Origin of the sequence: Shewanella waksmanii ATCC BAA-643 (assembly GCF_000518805.1) — a bacterium.
Taxonomy (GTDB): Bacteria; Pseudomonadota; Gammaproteobacteria; order Enterobacterales; family Shewanellaceae; genus Shewanella; species Shewanella waksmanii.
The window spans coordinates 35,646-60,460 of record NZ_JAEH01000010.1 but is presented as its reverse complement, the minus strand read 5'-3'; the positions used below and the strand labels follow the sequence as shown (position 1 = coordinate 60,460).

The 24,815-nt window shown below is 46.5% G+C and carries 26 protein-coding genes; 12 read left to right on the top strand and 14 right to left on the bottom strand.

Annotation, left to right across the window (positions count from 1 at the left end; translation table 11 throughout):
• Window positions 1–53: 53 nt before the first annotated feature.
• From L865_RS0106625 to tkt, 3 genes are all read right to left on the bottom strand, one after another.
• Entirely contained in the window at window positions 54–1,229 is a 1,176-nt protein-coding gene (locus L865_RS0106625) for a phosphoglycerate kinase (protein WP_028772512.1), read from the bottom strand.
• A gap of 94 nt (window positions 1,230–1,323) precedes the next feature.
• Window positions 1,324–2,346 (bottom strand): erythrose-4-phosphate dehydrogenase, encoded by a 1,023-nt coding sequence (gene epd / locus L865_RS0106620; RefSeq protein WP_028772511.1) that lies wholly within the window; start codon window positions 2,344–2,346, stop codon window positions 1,324–1,326.
• 130 nt (window positions 2,347–2,476) lie between these two features.
• Window positions 2,477–4,471, bottom strand: a complete 1,995-nt coding sequence (gene tkt, locus L865_RS0106615; RefSeq protein ID WP_028772510.1) for a transketolase — start codon at window positions 4,469–4,471, stop codon at window positions 2,477–2,479.
• 389 nt (window positions 4,472–4,860) lie between these two features.
• On the opposite strand from tkt, the gene metK reads away from it, so the two are divergent.
• Window positions 4,861–6,015, top strand: coding sequence for a methionine adenosyltransferase (gene metK / locus L865_RS0106610; RefSeq protein ID WP_028772509.1), 1,155 nt, complete (start codon window positions 4,861–4,863; stop codon window positions 6,013–6,015).
• Window positions 6,016–6,077: 62 nt separating this feature from the next.
• On the opposite strand, the gene L865_RS0106605 is transcribed toward metK, so the two are convergent.
• From L865_RS0106605 to L865_RS23260, 3 genes are read right to left on the bottom strand one after another with little or no spacing between them, the layout of a single operon-like run.
• The gene (locus L865_RS0106605) at window positions 6,078–6,797 is read right to left on the bottom strand and encodes an SDR family NAD(P)-dependent oxidoreductase (RefSeq protein ID WP_037470676.1); all 720 of its coding nucleotides are present in this window, start codon (window positions 6,795–6,797) and stop codon (window positions 6,078–6,080) included.
• Window positions 6,794–7,180 carry a thiol-disulfide oxidoreductase DCC family protein gene (locus L865_RS0106600; RefSeq protein WP_028772507.1) on the bottom strand — a complete coding sequence of 129 codons (387 nt, stop codon included), beginning with the start codon at window positions 7,178–7,180 and terminating at the stop codon, window positions 6,794–6,796. The genes L865_RS0106605 and L865_RS0106600 overlap by 4 nt, the downstream gene beginning before the upstream one ends.
• Before the next feature lie 49 nt (window positions 7,181–7,229).
• Window positions 7,230–7,658: a DUF3429 domain-containing protein gene (locus tag L865_RS23260; protein WP_051484485.1), complete on the bottom strand. Its 429-nt coding sequence runs from the start codon at window positions 7,656–7,658 to the stop codon at window positions 7,230–7,232.
• A gap of 162 nt (window positions 7,659–7,820) precedes the next feature.
• Between L865_RS23260 and L865_RS23255 the strand changes: the two genes are divergently transcribed.
• Window positions 7,821–8,804: a glucosaminidase domain-containing protein gene (locus L865_RS23255; protein ID WP_037470672.1), complete on the top strand. Its 984-nt coding sequence runs from the start codon at window positions 7,821–7,823 to the stop codon at window positions 8,802–8,804.
• Here the strand turns inward: L865_RS23255 and L865_RS23250 are convergent.
• The 3 genes from L865_RS23250 to L865_RS0106575 all read right to left on the bottom strand — a co-directional run bounded on the left by L865_RS23250 (window position 8,798) and on the right by L865_RS0106575 (window position 10,217).
• The gene (locus L865_RS23250) at window positions 8,798–9,235 is read right to left on the bottom strand and encodes a VanZ family protein (protein WP_245608404.1); all 438 of its coding nucleotides are present in this window, start codon (window positions 9,233–9,235) and stop codon (window positions 8,798–8,800) included. The genes L865_RS23255 and L865_RS23250 overlap by 7 nt on opposite strands.
• Before the next feature lie 98 nt (window positions 9,236–9,333).
• Window positions 9,334–9,669, bottom strand: a complete 336-nt coding sequence (locus tag L865_RS0106580; protein WP_037470669.1) for a hypothetical protein — start codon at window positions 9,667–9,669, stop codon at window positions 9,334–9,336.
• Between the two features lie 5 nt (window positions 9,670–9,674).
• The gene (locus L865_RS0106575; protein WP_051484484.1) at window positions 9,675–10,217 is read right to left on the bottom strand and encodes a GNAT family N-acetyltransferase; all 543 of its coding nucleotides are present in this window, start codon (window positions 10,215–10,217) and stop codon (window positions 9,675–9,677) included.
• Between the two features lie 125 nt (window positions 10,218–10,342).
• On the opposite strand from L865_RS0106575, the gene L865_RS0106570 reads away from it, so the two are divergent.
• Together L865_RS0106570 and L865_RS0106565 are read left to right on the top strand one after the other, a co-directional pair.
• Complete coding sequence (locus L865_RS0106570) at window positions 10,343–11,293, top strand: GGDEF domain-containing protein (protein ID WP_028772504.1); 951 nt, start codon at window positions 10,343–10,345, stop codon at window positions 11,291–11,293.
• Between the two features lie 223 nt (window positions 11,294–11,516).
• On the top strand, window positions 11,517–12,461 hold the full coding sequence (locus tag L865_RS0106565; RefSeq protein WP_028772503.1) for a GGDEF domain-containing protein: 945 nt from the start codon (window positions 11,517–11,519) through the stop codon (window positions 12,459–12,461).
• Window positions 12,462–12,466: 5 nt separating this feature from the next.
• Here the strand turns inward: L865_RS0106565 and L865_RS0106560 are convergent, their stop codons facing one another.
• Window positions 12,467–12,697, bottom strand: a complete 231-nt coding sequence (locus L865_RS0106560) for a hypothetical protein (RefSeq protein ID WP_037470666.1) — start codon at window positions 12,695–12,697, stop codon at window positions 12,467–12,469.
• Between the two features lie 192 nt (window positions 12,698–12,889).
• Between L865_RS0106560 and L865_RS0106550 the strand changes: the two genes are divergently transcribed.
• Window positions 12,890–13,303, top strand: coding sequence for an META domain-containing protein (locus tag L865_RS0106550; RefSeq protein WP_028772501.1), 414 nt, complete (start codon window positions 12,890–12,892; stop codon window positions 13,301–13,303).
• Window positions 13,304–13,481: 178 nt separating this feature from the next.
• On the opposite strand, the gene L865_RS0106545 is transcribed toward L865_RS0106550, so the two are convergent.
• A complete protein-coding gene (locus L865_RS0106545; protein WP_245608403.1) occupies window positions 13,482–13,856 on the bottom strand; it encodes a hypothetical protein in 375 nt (124 codons plus the stop codon).
• Between the two features lie 144 nt (window positions 13,857–14,000).
• Between L865_RS0106545 and L865_RS0106540 the strand changes: the two genes are divergently transcribed.
• Window positions 14,001–14,444: a GNAT family N-acetyltransferase gene (locus L865_RS0106540; RefSeq protein WP_028772499.1), complete on the top strand. Its 444-nt coding sequence runs from the start codon at window positions 14,001–14,003 to the stop codon at window positions 14,442–14,444.
• Between the two features lie 55 nt (window positions 14,445–14,499).
• Here the strand turns inward: L865_RS0106540 and L865_RS0106535 are convergent, their stop codons facing one another.
• Window positions 14,500–15,867, bottom strand: a complete 1,368-nt coding sequence (locus L865_RS0106535) for an L-serine ammonia-lyase (protein ID WP_028772498.1) — start codon at window positions 15,865–15,867, stop codon at window positions 14,500–14,502.
• A gap of 77 nt (window positions 15,868–15,944) precedes the next feature.
• Complete coding sequence (locus tag L865_RS0106530; protein ID WP_028772497.1) at window positions 15,945–17,240, bottom strand: aromatic amino acid transport family protein; 1,296 nt, start codon at window positions 17,238–17,240, stop codon at window positions 15,945–15,947.
• A 597-nt stretch (window positions 17,241–17,837) separates the two neighbouring features.
• Here L865_RS0106530 and yjjX point away from each other — a divergent pair.
• From yjjX to yegS, 6 genes are all read left to right on the top strand, one after another.
• Window positions 17,838–18,416 carry an inosine/xanthosine triphosphatase gene (yjjX, locus tag L865_RS0106525; protein WP_028772496.1) on the top strand — a complete coding sequence of 193 codons (579 nt, stop codon included), beginning with the start codon at window positions 17,838–17,840 and terminating at the stop codon, window positions 18,414–18,416.
• Between the two features lie 186 nt (window positions 18,417–18,602).
• Entirely contained in the window at window positions 18,603–19,643 is a 1,041-nt protein-coding gene (locus L865_RS24845; RefSeq protein WP_084632482.1) for a bifunctional helix-turn-helix transcriptional regulator/GNAT family N-acetyltransferase, read from the top strand.
• Window positions 19,644–19,749: 106 nt separating this feature from the next.
• Window positions 19,750–20,790 (top strand): NADP(H)-dependent aldo-keto reductase, encoded by a 1,041-nt coding sequence (locus L865_RS0106515; protein ID WP_028772494.1) that lies wholly within the window; start codon window positions 19,750–19,752, stop codon window positions 20,788–20,790.
• A gap of 124 nt (window positions 20,791–20,914) precedes the next feature.
• Window positions 20,915–22,129, top strand: a complete 1,215-nt coding sequence (locus L865_RS0106510; RefSeq protein ID WP_028772493.1) for an aminotransferase class V-fold PLP-dependent enzyme — start codon at window positions 20,915–20,917, stop codon at window positions 22,127–22,129.
• A 19-nt stretch (window positions 22,130–22,148) separates the two neighbouring features.
• Window positions 22,149–22,586 carry a SufE family protein gene (locus tag L865_RS0106505; protein ID WP_028772492.1) on the top strand — a complete coding sequence of 146 codons (438 nt, stop codon included), beginning with the start codon at window positions 22,149–22,151 and terminating at the stop codon, window positions 22,584–22,586.
• 111 nt (window positions 22,587–22,697) lie between these two features.
• Window positions 22,698–23,600, top strand: coding sequence for a lipid kinase YegS (gene yegS / locus L865_RS0106500; protein WP_028772491.1), 903 nt, complete (start codon window positions 22,698–22,700; stop codon window positions 23,598–23,600).
• A 4-nt stretch (window positions 23,601–23,604) separates the two neighbouring features.
• Here yegS and L865_RS0106495 read toward each other — a convergent pair whose 3' ends face one another.
• Window positions 23,605–24,699, bottom strand: a complete 1,095-nt coding sequence (locus L865_RS0106495) for a DUF5700 domain-containing putative Zn-dependent protease (protein WP_028772490.1) — start codon at window positions 24,697–24,699, stop codon at window positions 23,605–23,607.
• Window positions 24,700–24,815 lie beyond the last annotated feature (116 nt).

Below are 24,815 nucleotides of genomic sequence, written 5' to 3'. Positions count from 1 at the left end.
GTTGCAGCGGTTTTTTATAATACTAATTATTATTCTTTGAGCTTGGTGCCAGCTTAACTACCGCGGCTCTCAAGCATTGCAACTGCTGGTAACTCTTTGCCTTCTAAAAACTCTAAGAAAGCGCCACCACCGGTTGAAATATAAGACACTTTGTCAGCAATTTGATACTTATCAACCGCGGCCAAGGTATCACCACCACCAGCGATAGAGAATGCTGATGACTCGGCAATGGCTTGTGCGATGCGCTTGGTACCTTCACCGAATTGATCAAACTCGAAAACGCCAACAGGGCCATTCCACACAATGGTACCGGCGTTACGCAAAATATCCGCTAATGCTTCTGCACTGTCTGTGCCAATATCAAATATCATATCTTCGCTCGCTACAGCATCAACCGTTTTTAGCGTGGCACTAGCGGTTGGGCTAAACTCGCCGGCAACCACGACATCAGTTGGCACAGGAATATCACCACCTCGGCTTTGTGCATTAGCCACTAAGCGCTTAGCTTCATCGATTAAGTCAGCCTCATAAAGCGACTTACCTACTTCGTGGCCTGCTGCAGCAATAAAGGTGTTAGCAATACCGCCACCAACGACAAGTTGATCGACGATGCCTGATAGGCTTTCTAATACCGTAAGCTTAGTCGATACTTTTGAGCCACCGACAATCGCCACTAATGGACGAGCTGGATTGTCCATCGCTTTACCTAAAGCACTCAACTCACCTGCTAGCAATGGGCCAGCGCAGGCAATTGGTGCATACTGTCCAACCCCATGGGTTGAAGCTTGAGCACGGTGTGCTGTACCAAATGCATCCATCACATAAACGTCGCAAAGGGCTGCCAGTTGCTTTGATAGCTCAGGATCATTTTTCTTTTCGCCGACGTTAAAGCGGACGTTCTCAAACACCACCACTTCACCAACGTTGGCTTGCACACCATCAAGATAATCCGCAGCAAGTCTTACTGGGCAATCAAGGGCTTTGTTCAAGTAATCAACAACAGGTTGCATTGAAAACTCGGCGTTAAACTCTCCTTCAGTCGGGCGCCCTAAATGTGACATCACCATCACCGCAGCCCCTTTTTCAAGCGCTAGCTTGATGGTAGGCAGAGATGCGCGTAATCGTGCATCACTCGTCACGACACCGTCGCTGACAGGCACATTAAGGTCTTCACGAATAAGCACTCGCTTACCTTGAAGATCGATATCTGACATATTGATAATTGCCATCTGTGATATTTCCTCTTTGCTAATGTTAAAACTAAAAACTGGCTCCACGGCTTACAGTAAGGGCAACACACCAACTGCAGGCTAAAATTTGTGTCTAAAGCTGTTGTTGCTTGGCTTTTATCATCGCTAAACTGGTATCTAACATACGATTGGCGAAGCCCCACTCGTTGTCGCACCATAAAAGTAACTTAACTAAGTGACCATCGCTGACTCTGGTTTGCGTGCCATCGACAATGCTAGAGCGTGGATCATGGTTAAAGTCACAAGAGACCAATGGCGCATTAGTAAAGCCAACAACACCTTGATACAGGCCCGCTGCTGCGCCGGACAACGCTTGATTAATGGTGTCGATATCGACCCGCTTGGCTAATGTCACCGATAAATCGATTGCGGTTACATTAATCGTGGGCACGCGCACTGAAATAGCCTCAAACTTATCTTTCATTGTTGGAAGTATACGTTCAATGCCACGCGCTAACTTAGTATCTACGGGAATAATTGATTGCCCTGCCGCTCGGGTACGGCGTAAATCATCATGATAGGCATCAATAACCTGCTGGTCATTCATTGCCGAATGAATCGTGGTTATTGCACCACTTTTTACGCTAAATGCACGATCGAGTACTTCAATCACCGGCACAATGCAGTTAGTCGTACACGATGCGTTGGAAATGACACTGTGATGCGCCTGCAAAGTATGATCATTCACGCCGTAAACAATCGTGGCATCGACATCACTTGATGATGGATGGCTAATAAGTACTTGCTTAGCGCCCGCTTGAATATGTGCTTCACATGCGGCGCGATCATTGAGTGCGCCGGTGGCTTCATAGACAATATCAATATCCATGTCAGCCCAAGGTAACTGACTGGCGTCGGCTTGATGCAACAAGGTAATGCTATCATCGCCAACAAGCATCTTATTACCGGCTAATTGGGCAGAAGATTGAAAACGGCCATGGGTAGTATCGTATTGAGTCAGGTGTAACATGGCTTCAGGTTTAGCGAGTTCATTAATGGCCACGATCTGGATCTGATCGCGTTTGCCCGACTCATACAGGGCTCGAAGAATTGAACGGCCAATGCGGCCATATCCATTAATAGCAACTCTGATCATTAAAGGCGTATATCCTCTATGTTAGCCATCGAGCTTACTTAAAATATGACAACGACTTATCAGCAAAATAGCTGATAAGTCGTTCTATCAATAGGCAACACTCAGGTTGCCCATGCGATATTAACCCGATTTATAAAATCGCGTTAGTTTTTGCTACTACGTTTTCAACGGTGAAGCCAAAGTGCTTCATCAATGCGCCACCTGGTGCAGACTCACCGAAGGTTGTCATACCAACGACTGCGCCGTCAAAACCAACATACTTGTGCCAGAAATCAACGTGAGCGGCTTCAATAGCAACACGCTTAGTGACACTTGATGGTAGTACTGATTGACGATATTGCTCATCTTGCTTATCAAACTCATTGGTTGATGGCATAGAAACAACACGTACCTGCTTGCCTTGTTCAGTAAGCGTAGCCGCTGAATCAAGTGCAAGTTGCACTTCACTACCGGTAGCAATCAAAATTACATCTGGCGTACCTGCACAATCACTCAGTACATAACCACCTTTAGCAACATTGGCTAACTGCTCTGCACTACGCGCTTGAGCAGGCAAACCTTGACGGCTAAATACCAACGATGTTGGCGCATCACGACGCTCAATTGCAGACTTCCAAGCCACTGCGGTTTCAGCAGCGTCACAAGGGCGCCATACTGTCATGTTTGGCGTCATACGTAAGTTGGCAAGTTGCTCAACAGGTTGGTGAGTTGGACCATCTTCACCTTGACCAATTGAGTCATGGGTATAAACGAAGATGTTTTGAATACCCATCAATGCAGACATACGAACCGCATTACGTGCATATTCCATGAACATCATGAAAGTCGCACCATAGTTAATAAAACCACCATGCAACGATACACCGTTCATGATACCGCTCATACCAAATTCACGAACACCATGGTAAATATAGTTACCCGCTGGATCATCTTGAATGCCTTTAGAACCAGACCATAAGGTTAGGTTAGAACCTGCAAGGTCAGCTGAGCCACCCATTAATTCAGGTAGGATGGCACCAAATGCACCAATGGCATTTTGTGAAGCTTTACGGCTAGCGATACCTTCAGCTTTGTCTTGGCATTCTTGAATGAAAGCCTGTGCTTTCGCTTCAAAATCAGCTGGGAGCTCACCGGTTACCACACGACGTTTGTATTCAGCCGCTAACTCAGGGAAGGCCGCTTCATACGCCGCGAACTGCTCGTTCCAAGCTGCTTCGTTGCTCGCGCCAGCTTGTTTAGCATCCCAACCTTCATAAACATTGGCTGGAATTTCAAATTCACCGTGACTCCAACCTAGGAATTCACGTGCTGCTTTAATCTCATCTGCACCAAGTGGTGCGCCGTGACAGTCATGGCTGCCAGACTTGTTTGGAGAACCAAAACCGATAACGGTTTTGCAGCAGATCATTGTTGGCTTGTCAGTAACAGATTTAGCTTCTTCGATTGCTGCGCGAATAGCGTCGCTATCATGGCCATCAACATTAGCAATCACATGCCAACCGTAAGATTCAAAACGTTTAGGCGTATCGTCAGTAAACCAGCCTTCAACATGGCCATCAATAGAAATGCCATTGTCATCCCAAAATGCAATCAGCTTACCTAGACCAAGCGTACCCGCAAGTGAACAAGCTTCATGCGAAATACCTTCCATCAAACAACCATCACCTAAGAAACAGTATGTGTTGTGGTCAACAATGTCGTGGCCAGGACGGTTAAACTGCGCTGCCAGTGTCTTTTCAGCAATGGCCATACCGACTGCATTACTGATACCAGCACCTAATGGACCTGTGGTGGTTTCTACACCTGGCGTATAACCATATTCTGGGTGACCCGGTGTTTTAGAGTGCAGTTGACGGAACTGTTTTAGTTCAGCCATAGGCAATTCATAACCCGTTAAATGAAGTAGAGAGTAGATCAGCATTGAGCCATGACCGTTAGATAGAATAAAGCGGTCTCTATCTACCCAATTTGGGTTGCTTGGGTTGTGCTTTAGGAAATCATTCCAGAGTACTTCGGCGATATCAGCCATCCCCATTGGGGCACCTGGGTGACCAGAATTAGCTTTCTGGATTGCGTCCATACTTAACACACGGATAGCGTTAGCGAGTTCTTTACGAGAAGACATGCTCTCTCCTGCTTAGGTTATTTTATAAGGTCTATAGGCGAATTTTGGGAGCCATATTTTCGCTTACATACCCGGCAGACGCAAACGTTTATTGACCAAATGGTGATATTAACAGCCAATGTGAACAATCTTATTGCTGCGAGCTAATTCACATAAAAGTAAATTACCTAAAGTTGCCTTAAGTCGTCAGCTATCAAAATGATAAGTAACCAACTGATAATTAGTACTTAAACTGCATAACATGATTTACAAGAATGACTATTAGGTCACAAGTTGGAGTAATTTTTGGCATCAGGGGGTGCGTAAAGACAGTTTTTCAATTATTATAGCCGTCTAGATGTAGATACTTCTACACACTCATTTTTGATTACTGACGAGATTTTCCAATTATGGCAAAACACTTGTTTACCTCTGAGTCGGTCTCAGAAGGTCATCCCGATAAGATCGCCGATCAGATTTCTGATGCGGTACTTGATGCAATTTTAGAGCAAGACCCTAAAGCCCGCGTGGCTTGTGAAACTTATGTCAAAACTGGCATGGTGATGGTCGGCGGTGAAGTCACGACTTCTGCATGGGTTGATATCGAAGAGATCACTCGTAAAACTGTTCGTGATATTGGTTACACCCATTCAGATATGGGCTTTGATGCCGATTCATGTGCGGTACTAAATGCCATTGGTAAGCAATCTCCAGATATCAACCAAGGTGTTGATCGTGCCGATCCAAAAGAGCAAGGCGCCGGTGACCAAGGCTTAATGTTTGGTTATGCCAATAACGAAACCGATGTATTGATGCCAGCTCCTATTACCTACTCGCACATGCTGGTTAAACGTCAGTCTGAAGTACGTAAAGATAAAACCCTACCTTGGTTACGCCCTGATGCGAAAAGCCAAGTCACGTTTGCGTATAACAGCGACGGCAGTGTTGCTGGTATCGACGCCGTGGTTTTGTCGACACAGCACAGCGAAGAAGTGAATCAAGCAGATTTGATTGAAGGCGTGATGGAAACCATCATTAAGCCGGTTTTGCCTGCTAAGTGGTTAAGCAAAGACACCAAATACTTCATCAACCCAACAGGCCGTTTTGTTATCGGTGGACCTGTGGGTGACTGTGGTTTGACGGGTCGTAAGATTATTGTTGATACCTATGGCGGCATGGCACGTCATGGCGGTGGTGCTTTCTCAGGTAAAGATCCTTCTAAAGTTGACCGCAGTGCAGCCTATGCCGCACGTTACGTTGCTAAAAACATTGTCGCTGCAGGTCTTGCAGATCGCTGCGAAATCCAAGTTTCTTACGCTATTGGTGTGGCAGAGCCGACCTCTATTAGTGTAGAAACATTTGGTACTGCCAAGGTTGCAGAGGAACTACTGATAGACCTAGTACGTCGTCACTTCGACCTACGCCCTTACGGTCTAACTGAAATGCTAGACTTGGCTCGCCCAATCTATAAAGCAACCGCAGCATATGGTCACTTTGGTCGTGAAGAGTTCCCTTGGGAGCGTACCGACAAAGCTGAAGCCCTACGCGCTGATGCGAACCTATAATGCTTAACGCATTATAAAAAAGCCGCCTATTTAGGCGGCTTTTTTGTTTTTACAACAGCTGACTACCAGTCAACTTTGTTGCCCTGCCAGTCAAGAAAATGTGCGCCACAAATCGGATGCACATGCTCACTGACATACAATAACTGCTGCGCAACAAAATCCGTACTAAACAGTTTACCTGCTGGCACATTAGACTGAAACGGCTTCGACAAAGCGGTGTCGGTTGTGCCCGGATGAAAACACAGTAATGCCACGTTCTTAGCGCGGCGAGCGTACTCGATTCCCGCAGTTTGTATCAGCATATTTAGCGCCGCTTTTGAGGCTCGATAACTGTACCAACCTCCAAGATGATTATCACTAATACTGCCAACCCTTGCACTCATCACGGTCAAACTGCACACTTGCTTTCCCGACAGCACCGGCAACAAATGCTTCAACCACAATATGGGCACTACACTGTTAGACTGAAAACTCGCCAACATCGCTGTGGCATCAATGTCTTCAACACGCTTTCCTGGAAATTGATCACTGTGGTGCAGCACACCATTAAAGATATACACCCGATTAATATCTCCACCGACTTCGGTCAGTAGATCTGTCATCGCGACAATACTCGCTTCACTATAGTCACATTGCCAGTCACACACATTAGGCTGGGGGTGCCGCTGTCGGTGGCGGGAGATCGCAATCACTTTTTGCTGTGAACGCAGCTTAGCAATAGTTGCTTGGGCAATTTCACTACTTGCGCCAATAACAACGGCAATGGGGCTATTAGCCGTCATAATGAACAACTGCCCTCACTGCAGCGTTTTTTACCTGTTAACAAGTAGCTAATTCGATAACGATGTTTAGCAAACCCAAGGTAGAAGATATCGGCAATTGGTTTTATCACAGGCCAACGTAAGAATGCCACGCGGTACTTTTTCCCCACCAGTACCCAAGCGCGATAAGTCACATCTAAGCCCAACAAGATATTACCCTTGTCGTCCATGCCATGCAGGATCAGATTGGCACGGTTAGGATCTATTTCTGGGAATTTTTCCGCAAAACCTGTTTGATTGAGATCCTGCAGTTCGATGCTGCCATATTCATCATACTGTTTTAGCTGCTTCATCTCGGCGGCGCACAGCGGACATTGACCATCGAAAAATATTGTCAGTTTCATCTTCAACTCCCATTTCGTATCGACTAATGCCAGCTTATAGGGTGAATGATTAAAGCCCTAGTAACATTACCACGTGGCAGCCAACGGCCACAGCGGTCAGTAAGGTTCGTAATTTCAGGTAGCTTGGATCTATCCCCACCAAGGTGGCTTGACGACGCTCTACGATTAACGTGGTGATATACCCCAGCATTAACAGCGCAACTGCACCTAGCGTTGCTGTTAGCAACAAACACAACCATGCTAGCAAGCATAAGACATTACTCAGTCCCATCACCCAATCATTGACATTATTTTGCAACGCATGGGTTTCTCGGCCCCATAAAGAGCCACTTAGAAATGCTAAAATACTGGCGCTATAGGTGACAAAGAGTGTAGATGCCGCGTGACCAAACAATGGTTGCTGCACCATGGCCAAGCCACTGGCAATGATGAACGGTAGCAGACCTGCCACACCAAGAAGTCCCATCAATTTCGTCATTAGCGTGCCTCAATGATAACCATAACCTCATTACGTATTAGCGCGCCTATTGGTTCACTTATCGGCAGCAAGTAAGCTTAGTTATTTGACAAGTAATCAATAACAACTTTAAGTTAGCGCTATAATTTGTTTTTACCGTGACCTATCAAAGCAGGCTCATTCATGACCCCTAGCCAAATCAAACTTGCCATCGCAGTAGCTGCTGTTGCGCTAATTGCAGTAGGCCTATATGTCAGCCAAACAGACAACACCGCGCCACAAACGGCAGGCATGACAGATGAAAATAAAGCATCTCGCCTGGCAGCCAACACCAAGCAGATCAAAATTAGCCAAGCAAAAGATGTCACTATTGAGTCTTTAGATGCGCTAATCGCACTATTTGACTCACTCAACTACAACAACGAAAGCTGGCGTGAAGGCAACCGCGAAGTGCCAAGGCTAACGTTCGAAAGTGTCAGCGAAAAATGGCAACAAACCTCAAATGAAATCCCAGTACAAACCAAAAAAATGGTATTTTTCCGGCTGATGGCCCCCCTCATACTGGTCGCAAACGAGAAGGTCCTTGCTGAGAGAAAGATCGCACAAGCTGCACAATTGGCTGACACCCAACTTATTGGTCTGGCGGAGAAGTACCGAATAAAGACCGCTTCTACAACTCAACTTACGGAGCCTGAAAGACAAATACTGCTATCTCACATTGATATCATTCCACCTTCGCTTGCGCTTGCGCAGGCGGCCGAAGAAAGTGGTTGGGCAACCTCTCGCTTTACCGTTGAAGGCAATGCGTTTTTCGGACAGTGGGATTTTAGCGGTAATGGGATGATTCCAAAACAGCAACGCAAAGAGTTAGGTAATTACGGCTTAGCCCGCTTTGACACACCATTAGCCTCTGTTGAGGGGTATGTGCTTAATATCAATCGCAACGCTGCCTATGAAAAGTTACGCACATTACGAGCTGAGCTACGTCAGCAAAGCCTGCCTATTACCGGCATGGAACTGGCCACCACATTGGACAAATATTCAGAACGTGGCCAAGCCTATATAGACGGTATTAGGTCAATGATCGACTTTAATAAATTACAACAGGTTGATGAAGCCTATCTCAGCAATGACCAACCGTTGCACCTGGTTGGCACTAATCAATAAGTTTGCGCTATTGCGCGCTTTTTCAGGCGATGGTCGATGAAGTAAGTCAAAATGGCGGCGCATGCCAGGCCGCCAGCATCGGCGAGTAAATCAGCTAAGTCAAAGGTTCGGCTCGGGATTAGCGCTTGAGAGCCCTCTTCCACCACCACAAATACCGCCACTAACAAGGTTCCCCAATAGCATTTTAGAGGCCGGAATACTCGCATCGACAAACTTAAATTGAGCAGTAGGCTTAACGTGCCAAACAACACAAAATGGCCAATTTTGTCACCATAGGGCAAAGCCCTCACCAACTCGGTAAATAGGGTCTGCTGGCCAATATTGGCACTGTAAATTGCCCAGCTGATAAATAGCAGCATCATTGCGGTGAGTAGCACAATGACGGCATTAAATTTACTGATTTTGATTTGCGTTGGCATAGAAAAGAACACAGACAAACACACCATTAATCGATGCTAACATAAGCGCTAATCGTTTCGGCTTAGTTTAACAACAATTAATATTCAGCAATCTGGTGCGCTATTTGAGCTTAACAATGATCAAAGTGTGCATATTCCATGCACATGTAGCCGACCTGCTGTAGTGACATAACCGGTACATCTATCTCTTCGCTTGAGCTAAAAGGGATCGCTTTATTTACAAGGGCAATACTGGCTGCGTAGTCATTGGTTTTGCCACATTCAATCACTTGCTCTTGCCATTGGACAAAGTACCATGGCGCCCCATCGCGTTCACCACGATAGCATTGATGAGATTGCTCGTGCTCGGTCAATACCGCAGTGACTAACTTAAGATTATCGAAAGCGGATAATTGCAAATCCAAATAGGCCTTAAATAGCTCACTAAAATCTTGCTCGTCTTGCATCACACTCACCTCGCTTGGCAACCAAGTAGGTAATAATCTCGGTCATCAAAGTCAAAATAATCCAATACTTGCATTTTTGCGCCATAAGTATGGGCGTTAAAAGAGGCTTGGTTGTCTTCGGCGATAAAAGTCACCACACTGTGAATATCGCCCGGCAATTGACTCAGCAATTGCGCAACTAACTGGGTAAAAATCCCTTGCTGACGAAAGTGTTGACTGATCCAGATTGGACCATACTGGCAACTGTTTTTCGCACTCAGTGTTCGACCATCAATTTGATAGTCGCTAACTTTTCGCTGTAAAAATTGATATAGCGGCCATTGCTGATAGAACGACCAGCGGCCCGCAATCACATAACCCACAATTTCTGCTTTTGATTGCGCTACCGCAACCCAGTGCTGGTCTATCAATTGTTCAATTTGCGCTAGTGAAAAGCTCTGCCCAGTCATTGCCACCGCTGACTGACCTAATTCAGCATTAATATGCTGCTGCTCTAACTGAGCAATAGCTGCGGCATCAGCAGCGATCGCGGCTCTAATTGTGATCATCAATACTGTCTGTAACGTAAAAACGCTATTGTACTGAGTTCGCCAGATTGAAACAAATCGCCTAGGTTTGCAAAAACACCGACCACAAGCCACAATGAATTAATGTTCACAAGGAAATAGTGCCCATGCTGCCCGACACCATAGATACTGGTTTGAGTTTACTTGAAGATGACCACGCGCAGATAAATTTAGTGCGTTGGATGCATCAGTGCGAGTTAATGAAACGCTACTACCAATCTGAAGCCGCCTTTGTCGCGCAGCGCACCGATCTCGGTTTTGAAGTCATCGTCGGCTCGGCCAACCCTAGCAGAAAATTTATCTCGGGCACTTTATATGACGATAACTTGAGCTTATTTGACACAATGAGCAATTCCGACCCTGATGGCTTAAGCATAGATTTAACCCAATATATTAAAGAAGATGTGGTCAATGATTTAGGCGCCAATCGACAACTGATTTCGCGACCTATTCTATGGCCTGACGGCAGCGTTTTTGGTTGTTTATGTGTCGTTGAGCCCAACGAAGATGAATCGGCCAACATTAACGCGTTTATGTTGGAGCCATTTCAAATTTTGTTGCAGCAAGATTTAGCGTTATTGTGCCAAAGCCAGCGCATTGAATCATTGTCGATGCGTGATCGCGAAACCGGCATGTTAAACCACTACGGCTTTATTATGATGGCTCCGCGTCAACTCAATCTGGGCCGACGTTTTGGTGCCCATGCCGGCATTTTGATGTTTGAACTCGATAGCCAGTCTCCACAAATACCGCAAATTGAAGATAAACATAACCGCCTACTAGGTGGCATTATCCAAGACACCATTCGCACCGCAGATATTGCTGCCCATTACAGCAATGATCTATTTATCGTGTTAGTTTTTGTTGATTCTGAACGGGACTTGCAGCATATCTATTTAAGAATAGAAAAACTGCTGACTCAGCAAAACCCTAACTTGCTACTCGATCGCTCCCACAGTTTTTTTGCACCAGACTCACCCGCTAAGTTAGCCCCAATGATAGAGGCGGCTAAGTCTGGTCTGAAATCTTATCAGCAACAACCGCAAGAAACTGAGTAAAAACTCTTAATTATCGATTGGTTATAACCGAATACAACACCATACATTCTATAAGCGTGCAAGGTCAAAAATCATACAAGCCGCCTTAGATCACAGCTTTAACAGGCAAACAGACTGTTCCTTAAAACGGTAAAAGAAACGGTTATGCTGTAGCGATTTTTTCAGTATGCTAGTTGGCTAGATAGTGTAGAGACTCATTTGCATCAACGTAGAGAAGGCGCCCATGCTTGCCCAGCAAAGTCACGACAATTTATGGCTGCGAGAACAAGATCACCCGGCCATTAATCTGCCTCGCTGGCAGCAACAAGTGGATATCCTCAGTGAATTTTACCAAGCTCAGTCCAGTGTCATCGTGCAAAAAATGGATGACGACTTTCAAATTGTTTGCAGCCGTCAAAAAACCAATTTTGGCTTATATGGCGGTGAGCAATTTCAAGATGCCGAGCTCGAGAGTTTGCTAACAAGCTACACGGGATATGGCATTGTTCAAAGTTCTGAAACACAAAACCTATCTCTGCAACTGCGCCAGTTTGAGCAGTTAATCATCTTACCTTTGTACTGGCCAGATGGTTTCCTATTTGGTGCTATTATTATTTGCCAAGCGAAACAATTGCAGTATCTGAACAAGCTTTTGCCACTGTTAGAAACTGCAAAATCTCTAATACAAGGTGAGTTAAAGCAACTTCACTTAATGCAGCAAGTACAGATGCTGTCGGTACAAGATGAGCAAACCTGCATGCTCAACCCTTACGGCTTTAGCCTAATGGCCCCCAGACAGCTAAGCCTAAGCCGCCGTTTTGGCTCCCATGCGGGTATCATTTTGTTAGAGGATATTGCCCCACAAGCGAGCGAAACCCAATTACTGCATGAACAAAAATTACGCCAGATAGCACGAATCGTGCATGATAATTTACGGGATGCTGATGTGTCCGCACGCATCGGTGAGCGCATGTTCATTATCTTGGCATTTGTTGACAACGAATCTAATTTGTCAGCGTTGATCAATCGGCTTAAAAAGCAGATAGCAAAAGAAAGTATCAAGCTCAATGTTGTTACAGGGCAAAGCTATTTTACCCCTAACACCCACCAATCCCTTGAGCCCATGCAAAAAGCCGCTATGCAAAACCTCGCTGATAACAAGGAAAAACTGCTAAATATTAAATTGTAATCAGCCTAATCCTTGTTATCCCGTGGGCTGTCTGTATGAGTAGGTTGCGCTTTAGCCCACTGGATAAATAGCACCACAGGAAATGGCGACATCGCCACCAACCCAAGTCCAATAAGGGAAGCGATGGTAACCATACCACTGACTTGTTGCGCCATCTCTGTCATCAAATAACAACCAACGCCCGCGGTAAGCATCAACAGCCCAAGCCAGTGCAATAACTTTAATGTTCGAATCATAACTCGCCCCTCAATGAGCGATAACCGCGTTCAAGCGTTGATGTTATCGCGCAATTAGCCCAATTGATGGACTAAACAGCACAAAAACCGCCAAAATAAACAAAAGATCATCAAAAAAGCCTAATTTGATCTTTTTATCTAGCGTAAGAATTGTCAAACTATATCCCTATATCTACCTTGGAATCCACACTCATGTCTAAACAGCTTATTGTATTAGGTGCTGCATTATTGGGCTTGGCTGCTTGCCAGTCCGCACCACAAACCGAACAACCCCAGTTGAATCTTATTGGTACTTGGCATATTGAAGTTGCACAAGCAAAACCCGTCATCGACTATAGTCCCGCCAAACTCACCTTTGCAGAAGATGGCCAGTTGTCAGGCAACAATAGCTGTAACCAGCTTTTTGGACAGTATAGTGTGGAAGGTCAGCAGGTGAGCATAATGCCTGCCGGTAACACCATGAAAGCCTGTGTTGAAGCACTAATGGTGCAAGAACAGCGCGTCATGGGGGCGCTACCTTTAATTTCGCAGGGTAAAATGAGCCAAGGCAAGCTACTGCTTCAAGATGAGCAAGGTAACACTCAATTAATCTTAAGCCGTTTGTAAAAACTCAATACCAATCAGCTATCACTTTAGTTGATGGGGTAAAAGAGCGTAACATCTGCCTTCGATGTTACGCTCATTAATATGCTGTTCGTACTGACTTTGTTTGACAACTTATCTTCGCTAGTTTGAACCTGTTCAACCTTAACCCCACTTTGCTCCATGTCACTAAGTTTATGATTTAGGCATCAAACTGACGGTAACTGCGACTAACTGGCTTATCAAACTGTTGGCGATGTAAAGCAGCAGGCGGCTGTTCACGCTCAATAAGATAGCTCCAATAGGCATCATCAAATCCATGAAACAAATGCCCCTTCTTACCTTGTGCACGTAAAATAAGGTGCCACCAGACAAGCGCCCATACGCCTAGGGTTGCAAGCGTAATGACAAAATGCCACACATGGTGCACTTCATCACAGTCACGTTCGAGAGCGTGCTGTGTCTGCTCAATTAACTGAGCCTCCGACACTGATGGCACCGAAGGATCCGGCCGCAGCGCAGCAGATTGATGTGTTTTATTGGCGGCTAACTGACTAGAAGTTTTACGCTCTGGCATCATGCACCTCATCAACAAAGTGGAATAATAAAAGTTTAGCAGAGTTAGACTTTAGTCGAATAAAAATTGCGGCTATTTTTCACTTCCACACAGAAGAAAAAGTGCTAAAGTAGCCAGCCGTATTCCTCAAAATAAGTAATCGTCATGCAGATCAGACAGGGTAATAGTAACGATATCAATGCACTTGTGGCTTTCAACCAAGCGATGGCACAAGAAACAGAAGGGTTAACCCTCGATGACACTATCTTAAGGCGTGGCGTAACCAGTTTGATTGAAAACCCTAGCCGCGGCTTCTATTTGGTCGCAGAAATTGATGGCGAAATTGCCGGCTCACTCATGGTGACTTACGAATGGAGCGACTGGCGAGCAAAAGATTATTATTGGATCCAAAGCGTCTATATTCGCCCACAAAACCGTCGCCAGGGCATTTATAAAAAGCTTTATGATGCGGTTAAAAACATCGCCGCAGACAATGGTGGCGCGGCAAGCTTCCGATTATATGTCGAGCAGGACAACACCAAAGCGCAACAAACCTATAGTGCTTTGGGAATGGAGCAAAGCTACTACTTGATGTATGAACAGAAGTAACCAGCCTAATACAAAAAAGCCGTCGACAAGCGACGGCTTTTTTAGCACTACACGGTTAAGCGCAGATACTGGTTACTTTTATTGCTAAGCCACCTTGACTGGTTTCGCGGTACTTAACATGCATGTCTTTGCCTGTCTCGTACATGGTAGCAATCACTTTATCTAAGCACACTTTGGGCTCGCTATTGCGACGCATCGCCATTCTTGATGCGTTAATGGCTTTAACTGCCGCTATCGCATTGCGTTCAATACACGGTACTTGCACTTGCCCAGCAACAGGATCGCAAGTCAGTCCTAAGTTATGCTCCATACCAATTTCAGCTGCAATACAGACCTGTGATGGCGTCGCCCCCATGATTTCGGCCAATCCAGCTGCAGCCATAGAGCAAGCTACCCCAACCTCCCCTTGGCAACCCACTTCGGCACCGGAAATAGAGGCGTTACGTTTATACAATGAGCCCACCGCAGCGGCCGCCAAAAAGTAGCGGGTATACTCTTGCTCAGTGACAGGCTGAATAAACTTATCATAATAAGCTAATACTGCAGGAATAATCCCCGCAGCCCCATTGGTCGGCGAAGTCACGACTCGACCACCTGCCGCATTTTCCTCACTCACCGCTAATGCAAACACGTTAACCCAATCCACAATCACCATAGGATCTGCCGATAAGCGCTCTTGGGTCATTAATTGACGGTACAGCGCCGGGGCGCGGCGAGGCACCCGTAACGGCCCAGCTAATACCCCTTCAGTACGGCAACCTTTATCAATCGCTTGCTGCATGGTATTCCACACCGCACCAAAACCATCATAAATAGCTTGTTCGCTATTGAATACTTGTTCGTTAGCCATCATCAGTGCGCTAATGCTCATGCCATTTTCACGGCAGGTGCTGAGCAGTTCAGCGGCATTGTTGAAAGGGTAAGGCACAATCACTTCATTTGCCGCCACCAAATTAAACTGTGCTTCTTCGACAATAAAGCCACCGCCAATAGAGTAGTAGGTTTTGCTCAGCACGCACTCATCACCATGATAAGCATGTAAACTCATGCCGTTTTCATGCAGTGGTAACGCATGATCGTGAAAAACCACTGCGTGGGAAGGAAAGTCCACTAAGTGTTTTTCGGCGCTCAAAGGCAATACTTGTAATCGCTCGACTTCATTGATGAAAGGCGTAATGCTATCAATGTCGACAGTCTCAGGACTATTACCCGCCAGCCCCATAATTATAGCGATATCGGTATGATGACCTTTGCCCGTCAGTGACAAAGAGCCATAAATACCCACGCTGACACGGGTTACCTCACTCAGTCGTTCGCTATCAATTAACTCTTGGGCGAACATTTTAGCAGCCTTCATCGGCCCCACAGTGTGGGAGCTTGATGGGCCGATACCAATTTTAAAAATTTCAAATGCACTGAACATGGCGTTACCTTAACCTATCCAATATCAACCGCCGGCATTGGCCGACGGCTTGTTGTCACTCACTGCAACAAATTCGCTTAAGACAGCATGCCAAACACGATTGCCGTCATGGCGAGTAAACCCGCAATGATGACAAACACATTGCTAATGCGGCCGCGATAAGCTTTTAGTGCTGGCACCTTGTAAACCGCGTACATCGGCATCAAATACAAGATAGCCGCAATAATCGGTCCACCTAGCGCTTCAATCATGCCTAAAATACTGGGGTTGATGATCGCGACACCCCAAATACTGAGGAACATAAAACCTAGAATAAACTTGTCTAACTTGGCATCTGATACGGTTTTATTGCTGCTGCGTAACTGCTTAGCAATGATCCCTTTTAAGCCTTCTGTCGCGCCTAAGTAGTGGCCAAAGAACGATGATACAATCGCGATAACCGCAATGATGGGGCCAAAGTAACTCACAAAGCCACTGGCATGGACATTAGCCAGATAGGACAAAATCGGTAGGTTTTCTGATTTGGCTTCAGCCAACTGTGCTGGGCTTAGCGACAACACACAAGAAAATACAAACAACATCACAAAGCCAACTAACATCATGCTGGTATTGCGCAGTATCACATCGGCTTTTTTAGCCGCGTTCGCGCCGTGCTCACGCTTCAAAGATACCGAGAACTGTGAGATTGCCGGAGAGTGGTTGAAAGCAAAAACCAATACCGGAATCGTTAACCATACCGTCCCCAAAAAATCACCGGTAGTCGGTACCGACATTAACGCGTCGGTCTTCCAACTTGGGATAAGGTACAGTGACATAAAGGCCAGAATGGCGACCAATGGGTAAACTAAAAACTGGGTGACCTTGAGCATTAACTTCTCGCCAGACACCATCACTGACATCATCGCCAGAATCAGTACTCCAGACAGAATAAAACGTGGCGGTGAAGCCATACCCAACTGATTGACAATGAAGCTGTCAACGGTATTAGTAATCCCTACGCCGTATATCAATACGATAGGATAAATAGCAAAAAAATACAGTACTGTTATGGCTTTACCTGCACCTACGCCGAAGCACTCTTCAACCACGTCGGTGATGTCACTGCCCTGCTTTTGTGAAGCGCAAACGAAGCGAGATAAACCGCGGTGAGCTAAGTAAGTCATCGGGCCGATGAGCAATGCCATCATCACGAGTGGCCAAAAACCTCCCATACCAGCATTAATCGGCAAAAATAAAATGCCAGCGCCCACTGCGGTGCCAAATAAGCTCAGCATCCAGGTAGTATCTGTGCGGGTCCAACTGAGTTTTTCTGCCTGTGAAGCGTTAACTGATGGGGTGTTATCTATGGGTGAAGCAGCTACATCATTTCGCATAAACATGACCTTTAAGGTATGGGTTTATAAAACCTACGGAGTCCGGCTCGTACCGCTTCACCCATGACCATTTCTTAAAGGCAAAGCAGGAGCAAATTCGCGCTCAGGATATACAAGCGCACAGCGGAAAAATTGATCTAGCGCCATATTTGGTAATCAAATTTCAGAATGAGCTGATATTGGGATCAATATCGAAGATTTTACGTAGTAAATTTTCAAAAAAGTGCCATAGTAGTAACCGTAATGCAGCAAAATTTAACAGCAAATTCACCTTATATTACCCACTACTGATTTAGGTATTGCTAACACCAAAGAAATGCAGCCTACAAAAGCGATAGCGCAGTCACAAAAAGACGTAGATTGAGACATCCTGCGAGACTGTGTTTGCAGATGGCGCTCTATATCACTGCTGCTAATCTCGGTAACTAGTTACCGCTTGCTGGATAGCGCAAGCATTCGCCCTATTGAGAAATGCTGTTATTGCTCAAATTTAATCAAAACGAAAAATAAGCTTTATCTAATGCACAGGGTAAAGCTTGTGGGCAAAGCGTATGCCCTATGGCAGAATGACTTCACAGCTCAATGTCCAATCACACTATGAACTTACTAGACAATCAAATTCAGCAACTTCGCCTAACCGTTGGGTCACTTAACCCAGTAAAAATTGCCGCGGCTAAACATGCCATCAGTCCGTTTTTCCCAGATTTAGTGATTGAATGCCACGGAATGCATGCCCCCTCTTTAGTGCCAGATCAACCAATGACCAATCAACAGACTAAACAAGGTGCCATCAATCGCATGCAGTATTGCCGTGCCCATGGCCCCAAGAAAGCAGTAGGCGTATTAGATCTGTTTGTTGCTATGGAAGGTGGAGTCGATGAATTTGAACATGGCGCAGTCACCTTTGCTTACGTTGTTATCGGCTATGGTGAACAACAAATGAGCTTAGGGCGCAGCTGTGAACTGCCCCTGCCACGCGCAATTTTTAAGGCGCTGCAACAAGGTCAAGAATTAGGCGATGTGATGGACTCGGTGTTTAATACCCACAATATCAAACAAAAAGGCGGCGCCATTGGTTTATTAACCAATGGCCAAGCGACTAGGGAGAGTACCTACACCCAAGCCCTTACGTTAGCTATGGCACCTTTACTACATCCACAACAATACGCCAAATAGCTGCTAAGCCTTGGGGCAAGGCCTACTACCTGCCCCTGTAAACTCATTAGGAAACAGACTCTGCCAAAACGGAGCCCATGCCCGTCTTGCGCAAAAAAAGTCCAGGCTTAGGCTAGCTGGGCTTGCATTTTCTGCCCTAGACTTCTAACTTAGATGTAAATCGCAACCAAAATGGCTTCTTCTTGGATGAAACATACTGACCTTGACCACGTCGATACTCAACAATCAAACCAGCTAGACTCAACGAGTGCCGATGCAGCATTTGGCGGCCAAGACAATTCACAAGTGTGTCCGAGTTATCATTGTCAGGATGATACCGATGAAACCTGCTCAACCCTAAGAAGCTTATCTCGTTGTCTAGTTCGAAAGTTAGGCCTGCTCGACTCAGTGCTAGGCGACCTGCCCTTATCGCCAGTGCAAGCACACACACTGATTGAACTTAATCACCAAGAGTTGTCGATTAAACAGCTCAGCGAGATTCTCAATATTGATAAGTCCAATGCCAGCCGTGCCATTAGCCAGCTGTGTGAAAAGCATTTTGCGCGCACCCGCAATAATCCCAAAGACAGCCGTAGCTCTTTATGCCAGCTCACGCCGCAGGGAAAACGCTTGCTTAACAAATTGAATAAGCAACAAAATCGATTGTTTGAACAGATTTTGGCACAACTGTCAGATGCAGCCATCGTTGAATTAGAAACCGCCTTAACAGGCTATACCCGTGCAATAGATTTAGCCGAGTTGCAGCAAGACTACTGTGTGCGAATCATCGAGGCCGATGACGATGCCGCCATGGCGGCAGTGATCCGCGAAGTGTCTGCCGAATACGGTTTAACACCAGATAAGGGCTACGGTGTTGCTGATGCGAGTCTAGATCATCTTAGCCAAGTCTACGCCGATGAACAGGCTTGCTATTGGGTCATAGAAAAAGAGGGACAAATCCTTGGCGGCGCAGGCATTGCGCCACTCAGCGGCGCTGCCGGCACCTGCGAGCTGCAAAAAATGTACTTTAGCTCCGCATTAAGAGGCAAAGGTTTTGCCAAGCGCTTAGCTTGCCAAGCCATCGCTTTCGCTAAGAATCAAGGCTATCAAGCCTGTTACTTGGAAACCACGGCAGTGCTTGCCGAAGCTGTGCGTCTGTATGAAAAACTTGGCTTTGTTCACCTTGATGCACCTCTGGGCAGCACCGGCCACGATGCTTGTGAAATGCCTATGCTATTAACACTTTGAGGCTTTGTGCTTAGCAATCCAGCACAAGTGGCGCTACCCCCTAGTTATTTGACCTAAACATTGATAGCCTCAAGGTAAATTAACTCATTTTTTCCGGGAGATTTTAATGGAATATACCCGCATCCCGCACTCTTCTTTGAATGTCAGTAAGATCTGCCTGGGCACGATGACTTGGGGGGCGCAAAATACCCAAGCCGAAGCCTTCAAACAACTCGATCATGCCATCGGCGCTGGCATTAACTTTATTGATACCGCTGAAATGTACCCCGTTCCTCCTGACGCCGAAACCCAAGGTGAAACAGAACGTATTCTCGGCGAGTATATTAAAGCGCGTGGTCACACAGACGATTTAATCATTGCGAGTAAAGTGGCGGCTCCTGGGGTGAAAGGCGACTATATCCGCCCCAACATGGCACTGGATTGGCGCAATATTCATCAAGCTGTCGACGATTCACTCAGCCGATTACAGCTCGATACCATTGATCTTTACCAAGTCCATTGGCCGGATCGCCATACCAACTTCTTTGGTAACCTAAACTATCAACACGATGAAACCGCTGCGCAGACACCGATAATCGAGACGCTTGAGGCGCTGGCCGATTTAGTGAGTCAAGGAAAGATACGCTACATAGGGGTATCGAATGAAACCCCTTGGGGGCTGATGAAATACCTGCAACTGGCTGAGAAGCATGGACTTCCTCGGGTTGTCAGTGTGCAGAATCCCTACAACTTACTCAACCGTAGTTTTGAAGTGGGTATGGCTGAGATTGCGCACCGCGAAGAGATACCACTACTGGCATACTCCCCCTTGGCTTTTGGCGCGTTAAGTGGCAAGTATTTAGACAACCAGTGGCCTGAAGGAGCGCGATTAACTCTCTTTAAACGGTTTGCTCGTTACACAGGTTCAGCCATGGCAATAGAAGCGACCCGCGCTTACGTTGAGCTCGCAAGAGAGTTTCAACTTAATCCAGCACAAATGGCGTTAGCGTTCGTTAATCAACGCAGTTTTGTTGCCAGTAATATCATTGGCGCAACCTCGGTAGCGCAACTTAGCGACAACATCGCCAGCCTGCAAGTCAGCTTATCTGATGAGCTGATGCAACGGCTTGAAGAGCTTGGCCAGTTATACCGTATGCCTTGTCCATAATACCTATCAGCTTAATCAGTCAAATTAGGCTAAGATAAGTCATAGAACTCACTTGCAATACTTGCCCAGATCTCCGAAGATCTGGGCGTTTTATATTGGCTTCTTAATTTATCAGGTTTTATAGATGCAACTTCTCGCATTGCGCGCACAGTTTCCCGCCTTAGAACAGACGCTTGACGGCTATCCGCTGTGTTATCTCGACACCGCTGCTACCAGTCAAAAGCCCCAGTCAGTGCTAGATGCGATGGCTGACTTTTACCGCTATGATAATGCCAATGTTCACCGTGCTGCGCATCAACTCTCAGCTCGTTCAACAGCCAAATATGAAGCCGTGCGTGATAAAGTGCAGGCATTTGTTAATGCCCAACGCCGCGAAGAGATCATTTTCACCCATGGCACCACCGAAGCGATCAACCAAGTAGCATGGGGCCTGAATCAAAAACTTGATAGTAACAGTGTCATCTTAGTCGACACCGCAGCTCACCACGCCAATATTGTTCCCTGGCAACAACTGGCGCAGCGCACGGGTGCCAAAGTCATAGCCATTCCATTGGCCGATGATGGCAGAATCGATCAGCAGGCTTACCAAGCATTAGTTGCGCAAAGTCCAAGTATCGTCGCCATCAACCATGTATCTAATGTGTTAGGCACCGTCAATCCAGTTCAAGCTATGGTTGCACAAGCGAAGGCTGCCGGAGCGCTGACTTTGGTCGATGGCGCACAAGCCGTCGCACACAAACGTGTCGACATGCAGGAGATTGATTGCGATTTCTATGTATTTTCCGGCCATAAAATGTATGGCCCAACCGGCGTAGGTATTTTGTACGGCCGATATCAACAGCTTGATACATTGACGCCGCTGCTTACGGGTGGAGAGATGATTGAGCAGGTCAGTTTTGATGGCACCAGTTTCAATACGCTACCCAATCGTTTAGAAGCCGGCACACCGGCAATTGCAGAAGTTATTGGACTAGGCGCAGCCATAGACTATATTGCTAACCTACCTCAGGCCGCCACCCAAAAGCGCGAGGCAGAACTAGTCAACTACCTGCAAACGCAATTACAGCAACTCGGTGGTATCACCCTGTATGCTGCGCATAATGACAACTGTGGTGCGGTAGCGTTTAATCTCAACGGAGAACATCATCAAGATGTGGGCATTTTACTCGACCAACAAGGCGTTGCTATTCGCTGTGGTCATCACTGCGCGATGCCGTTAATGCACAGCTTGCAAATTAGCGGTTGCTGCCGTGCATCTATTGGCGTTTATACCAGCCATGAAGATATTGACCGCTTTATTGAGGCTTTATCATCTGTTAAAGCTATGCTGATTGACTAATTTAAATATTGAGAACGCCATGTCTGCAACCCAACCTGATTCTGCCGCGTTTTTAGCGCTAAATTTAGATAGCGAAGCCGTTCTAAAACGCTTCGTTCAAGCCGACGGCTGGCAGACTAGATACCGTGAAATCATGCTACTTGGCAAGCAACTGCCTAAACTGGATGAATCATTAAAAGTCGCCTCAGCACAAGTTAAAGGCTGTGAGAGCACAGTTTGGCTATATCACCGCCAGATTGACCAACAACACTATTTCGTCGCTGATAGCGATGCGCGCATAGTCAAAGGACTCATAGCCTTATTGCTTATTGCGTGCCACGGTAAGACCGCTGAGCAGATCCAGGCCTTTGACCTCAATCAGTTCTTTGAAACCTTAGGCCTTGCAGGTCAGTTAAGCCCCTCTCGCACTAACGGTTTGCTGGCCGTTGCACAAACGATTCAGTCAGTGGCGATATAGCAGGACTAGGCCGACATTATCATACCGCCTAACAGTAACTTGTTTTTACTTGGGTTAAGCGCCGCCAGCTATGCTACTGTGAGCTATACCAATCAATTTACGGTGGTGGCAATGAAAGTAAGATTACTCCTCAATGGTAAAAAAGCCGCGTTAGAAACCATTCGAGATGCGGTATATGCCATTCGGCAGCAAGGCACAGATTTAGAGATCAGGGTCACCTGGGAAGGCGGTGATATGGCACGCCTTGTCGATGAGGCCATTCAACAGGGTTGCCAGCGCATTATTGCCGGGGGTGGTGACGGCACAGTCAATGAAGTTGCCAGCGCACTAATGCATCATCCCATTGAACAGCGTCCACAAGTGGCCATATTGCCCCTTGGCACCGCCAACGACTTTGCGACGGCCTGCGAGATAGACTCAGAGCCATTAGCCGCACTTAAACTGGCCGTGAGTGGCAAGGCCTATGCGATTGATATCATCCAAGCCAATGAGCACTATTTTGTTAATATGGCCACTGGCGGCTTCGGCGCTCAAGTCACCGCCACCACACCGGTACAACTTAAAAACTTCCTTGGCGGCGGCGCTTATACCCTAACAGGTCTAGTTCAAGCACTTAACTTTCAGCCGTTTCCCGGCAATGTGATCATTGAAGATCAAGCCTATAGCAGCAGTATCTTATTTGGCGCCGTGTGCAATGGACGTATGGCTGGCGGAGGCCAAGAGCTAGCTAAGCATGCGTACATAAACGATGGGCTTATTGACTTGGTCTCGCTACAAGCGTTCCCCGCCCACGAACTCAGCACTGTGGTTGCAGAATTGCTCGATGACAACATCGAGTCGGGTCAGTTTGTTAAACGCCACAAAACCACCCATGCAGTGTGGCAGTCCGAACAAGCCATGCCCATTAACCTCGACGGTGAACCAATTAGCACCACCGAATTAAGTGTAAGTGTCAAACCGGGTGCCATAGATATGGTGTTGCCACCGCACTGCCCCATGCTATTAACCTCATAACAGGCTATTGCTGCGATAATAGCTCGTAGTAATCGAGTACTGCTTGGGAAAAACGCGGCTGAGTCAGCTGATGTTGTTCAACCACTTGGTTATATAGCGTAAATAACTGATGGGGCTGATTTAAGGTTATGATCAGCGCCTCTGACTCTCCGGCTTTAACAATGGTCTGGCATATGTACCAGCCCAGCGTATGCCCCCAAAAAGGTAGTGCCTGTTGAAACGTCATAAAATCCGCTTGCTGGGGCTCATCTAGCGCCGCAGTGAGCAATCTATCAAGCAAGGCCAGGTGATCTGGCGCTAAGCTCATCTGCTTGGCAAACTGCTGTTTAAGGCTTTCAGCAAAAGGCGAGTCAGCATCACTGAAGTTATGCTTATCAATTAAGTTTGCCACGCCCTCTTTTTGCACATGGTACAACACCCGCTCAAATGGGTTACTCATATCCAACGGCGCCACAGGATGAATAATACCGTAGAAAAAATGATGCAGTTCATGCCCTGCCAATTCAAACGGCGCTTGCTGATCGCTCAAGTAACCAATATAGGCGTCCATCACCACGCCAATTTCCGCCGCATGGGCATTTTGGCCAAATAGAGCAAACATAAACCGCACCTCATAAGCATTCGCATCAAACGAGGGCAGCAAGGCTAAGGCATGTGCTTTACTGCGCGCTAGGGCATCTTGTTCAACCAACCAATGCTGATACTGCGGCAACCAACTGAGGTCATCAAAAGCTTGACGTAGATGTAACACCTCAAACTGCTCAGACTCAGCTAAAGCCTCAAATGCTGAACGCTCATTCGGATTAAAAGCAACTTGATAGCGCCTAGTTAGCTGCTCAGGGCGATGGCTAGAAATGGTAAAAATGAGTTGATAAGCCGGCAACGCATATAAGGCTTGCCATTGGGACTCACTCACCGTTTGCCCCTGTTTGAGTTGGGCCACTAAAGGTTGTAACTTCGCAACTGCGGTAAAGTCGTACAAGCGAGCTTGCGCATTTACCAGTGGCTCATTTGGCAGTAATCGATTGTCGCTGTGGATAGGTTTGGCATGGCTCGCCATAGACAGCAACAGTAATACCGCCAACCCTAAATACTTCATTTGAATTCCTTTTCATATTTGCTACGCGCTCGCATGCTAATCGAGTGACGTTTACATGCGCTCATCAATATCGGCTCAGTATGAGGTTTCAGCGAGTGAACATCAGTGAAATCTCG

What these genes read in the sequence shown, in the direction of transcription:
- L865_RS0106625 (WP_028772512.1), bottom strand. Translation starts at nt 1,229, where the DNA reads ATGGCAATTATCAATATGTCAGATATCGATCTTCAAGGTAAGCGAGTG.
- epd (WP_028772511.1), bottom strand. Translation starts at nt 2,346, where the DNA reads ATGATCAGAGTTGCTATTAATGGATATGGCCGCATTGGCCGTTCAATT.
- tkt (WP_028772510.1), bottom strand. Translation starts at nt 4,471, where the DNA reads ATGTCTTCTCGTAAAGAACTCGCTAACGCTATCCGTGTGTTAAGTATG.
- metK (WP_028772509.1), top strand. Translation starts at nt 4,861, where the DNA reads ATGGCAAAACACTTGTTTACCTCTGAGTCGGTCTCAGAAGGTCATCCC.
- L865_RS0106605 (WP_037470676.1), bottom strand. Translation starts at nt 6,797, where the DNA reads ATGACGGCTAATAGCCCCATTGCCGTTGTTATTGGCGCAAGTAGTGAA.
- L865_RS0106600 (WP_028772507.1), bottom strand. Translation starts at nt 7,180, where the DNA reads ATGAAACTGACAATATTTTTCGATGGTCAATGTCCGCTGTGCGCCGCC.
- L865_RS23260 (WP_051484485.1), bottom strand. Translation starts at nt 7,658, where the DNA reads ATGACGAAATTGATGGGACTTCTTGGTGTGGCAGGTCTGCTACCGTTC.
- L865_RS23255 (WP_037470672.1), top strand. Translation starts at nt 7,821, where the DNA reads ATGACCCCTAGCCAAATCAAACTTGCCATCGCAGTAGCTGCTGTTGCG.
- L865_RS0106580 (WP_037470669.1), bottom strand. Translation starts at nt 9,669, where the DNA reads ATGCAAGACGAGCAAGATTTTAGTGAGCTATTTAAGGCCTATTTGGAT.
- L865_RS0106575 (WP_051484484.1), bottom strand. Translation starts at nt 10,217, where the DNA reads ATGATCACAATTAGAGCCGCGATCGCTGCTGATGCCGCAGCTATTGCT.
- L865_RS0106570 (WP_028772504.1), top strand. Translation starts at nt 10,343, where the DNA reads ATGCTGCCCGACACCATAGATACTGGTTTGAGTTTACTTGAAGATGAC.
- L865_RS0106565 (WP_028772503.1), top strand. Translation starts at nt 11,517, where the DNA reads ATGCTTGCCCAGCAAAGTCACGACAATTTATGGCTGCGAGAACAAGAT.
- L865_RS0106560 (WP_037470666.1), bottom strand. Translation starts at nt 12,697, where the DNA reads ATGATTCGAACATTAAAGTTATTGCACTGGCTTGGGCTGTTGATGCTT.
- L865_RS0106550 (WP_028772501.1), top strand. Translation starts at nt 12,890, where the DNA reads ATGTCTAAACAGCTTATTGTATTAGGTGCTGCATTATTGGGCTTGGCT.
- L865_RS0106545 (WP_245608403.1), bottom strand. Translation starts at nt 13,856, where the DNA reads ATGCCAGAGCGTAAAACTTCTAGTCAGTTAGCCGCCAATAAAACACAT.
- L865_RS0106540 (WP_028772499.1), top strand. Translation starts at nt 14,001, where the DNA reads ATGCAGATCAGACAGGGTAATAGTAACGATATCAATGCACTTGTGGCT.
- L865_RS0106535 (WP_028772498.1), bottom strand. Translation starts at nt 15,867, where the DNA reads ATGTTCAGTGCATTTGAAATTTTTAAAATTGGTATCGGCCCATCAAGC.
- L865_RS0106530 (WP_028772497.1), bottom strand. Translation starts at nt 17,240, where the DNA reads ATGCGAAATGATGTAGCTGCTTCACCCATAGATAACACCCCATCAGTT.
- yjjX (WP_028772496.1), top strand. Translation starts at nt 17,838, where the DNA reads ATGAACTTACTAGACAATCAAATTCAGCAACTTCGCCTAACCGTTGGG.
- L865_RS24845 (WP_084632482.1), top strand. Translation starts at nt 18,603, where the DNA reads ATGAAACATACTGACCTTGACCACGTCGATACTCAACAATCAAACCAG.
- L865_RS0106515 (WP_028772494.1), top strand. Translation starts at nt 19,750, where the DNA reads ATGGAATATACCCGCATCCCGCACTCTTCTTTGAATGTCAGTAAGATC.
- L865_RS0106510 (WP_028772493.1), top strand. Translation starts at nt 20,915, where the DNA reads ATGCAACTTCTCGCATTGCGCGCACAGTTTCCCGCCTTAGAACAGACG.
- L865_RS0106505 (WP_028772492.1), top strand. Translation starts at nt 22,149, where the DNA reads ATGTCTGCAACCCAACCTGATTCTGCCGCGTTTTTAGCGCTAAATTTA.
- yegS (WP_028772491.1), top strand. Translation starts at nt 22,698, where the DNA reads ATGAAAGTAAGATTACTCCTCAATGGTAAAAAAGCCGCGTTAGAAACC.
- L865_RS0106495 (WP_028772490.1), bottom strand. Translation starts at nt 24,699, where the DNA reads ATGAAGTATTTAGGGTTGGCGGTATTACTGTTGCTGTCTATGGCGAGC.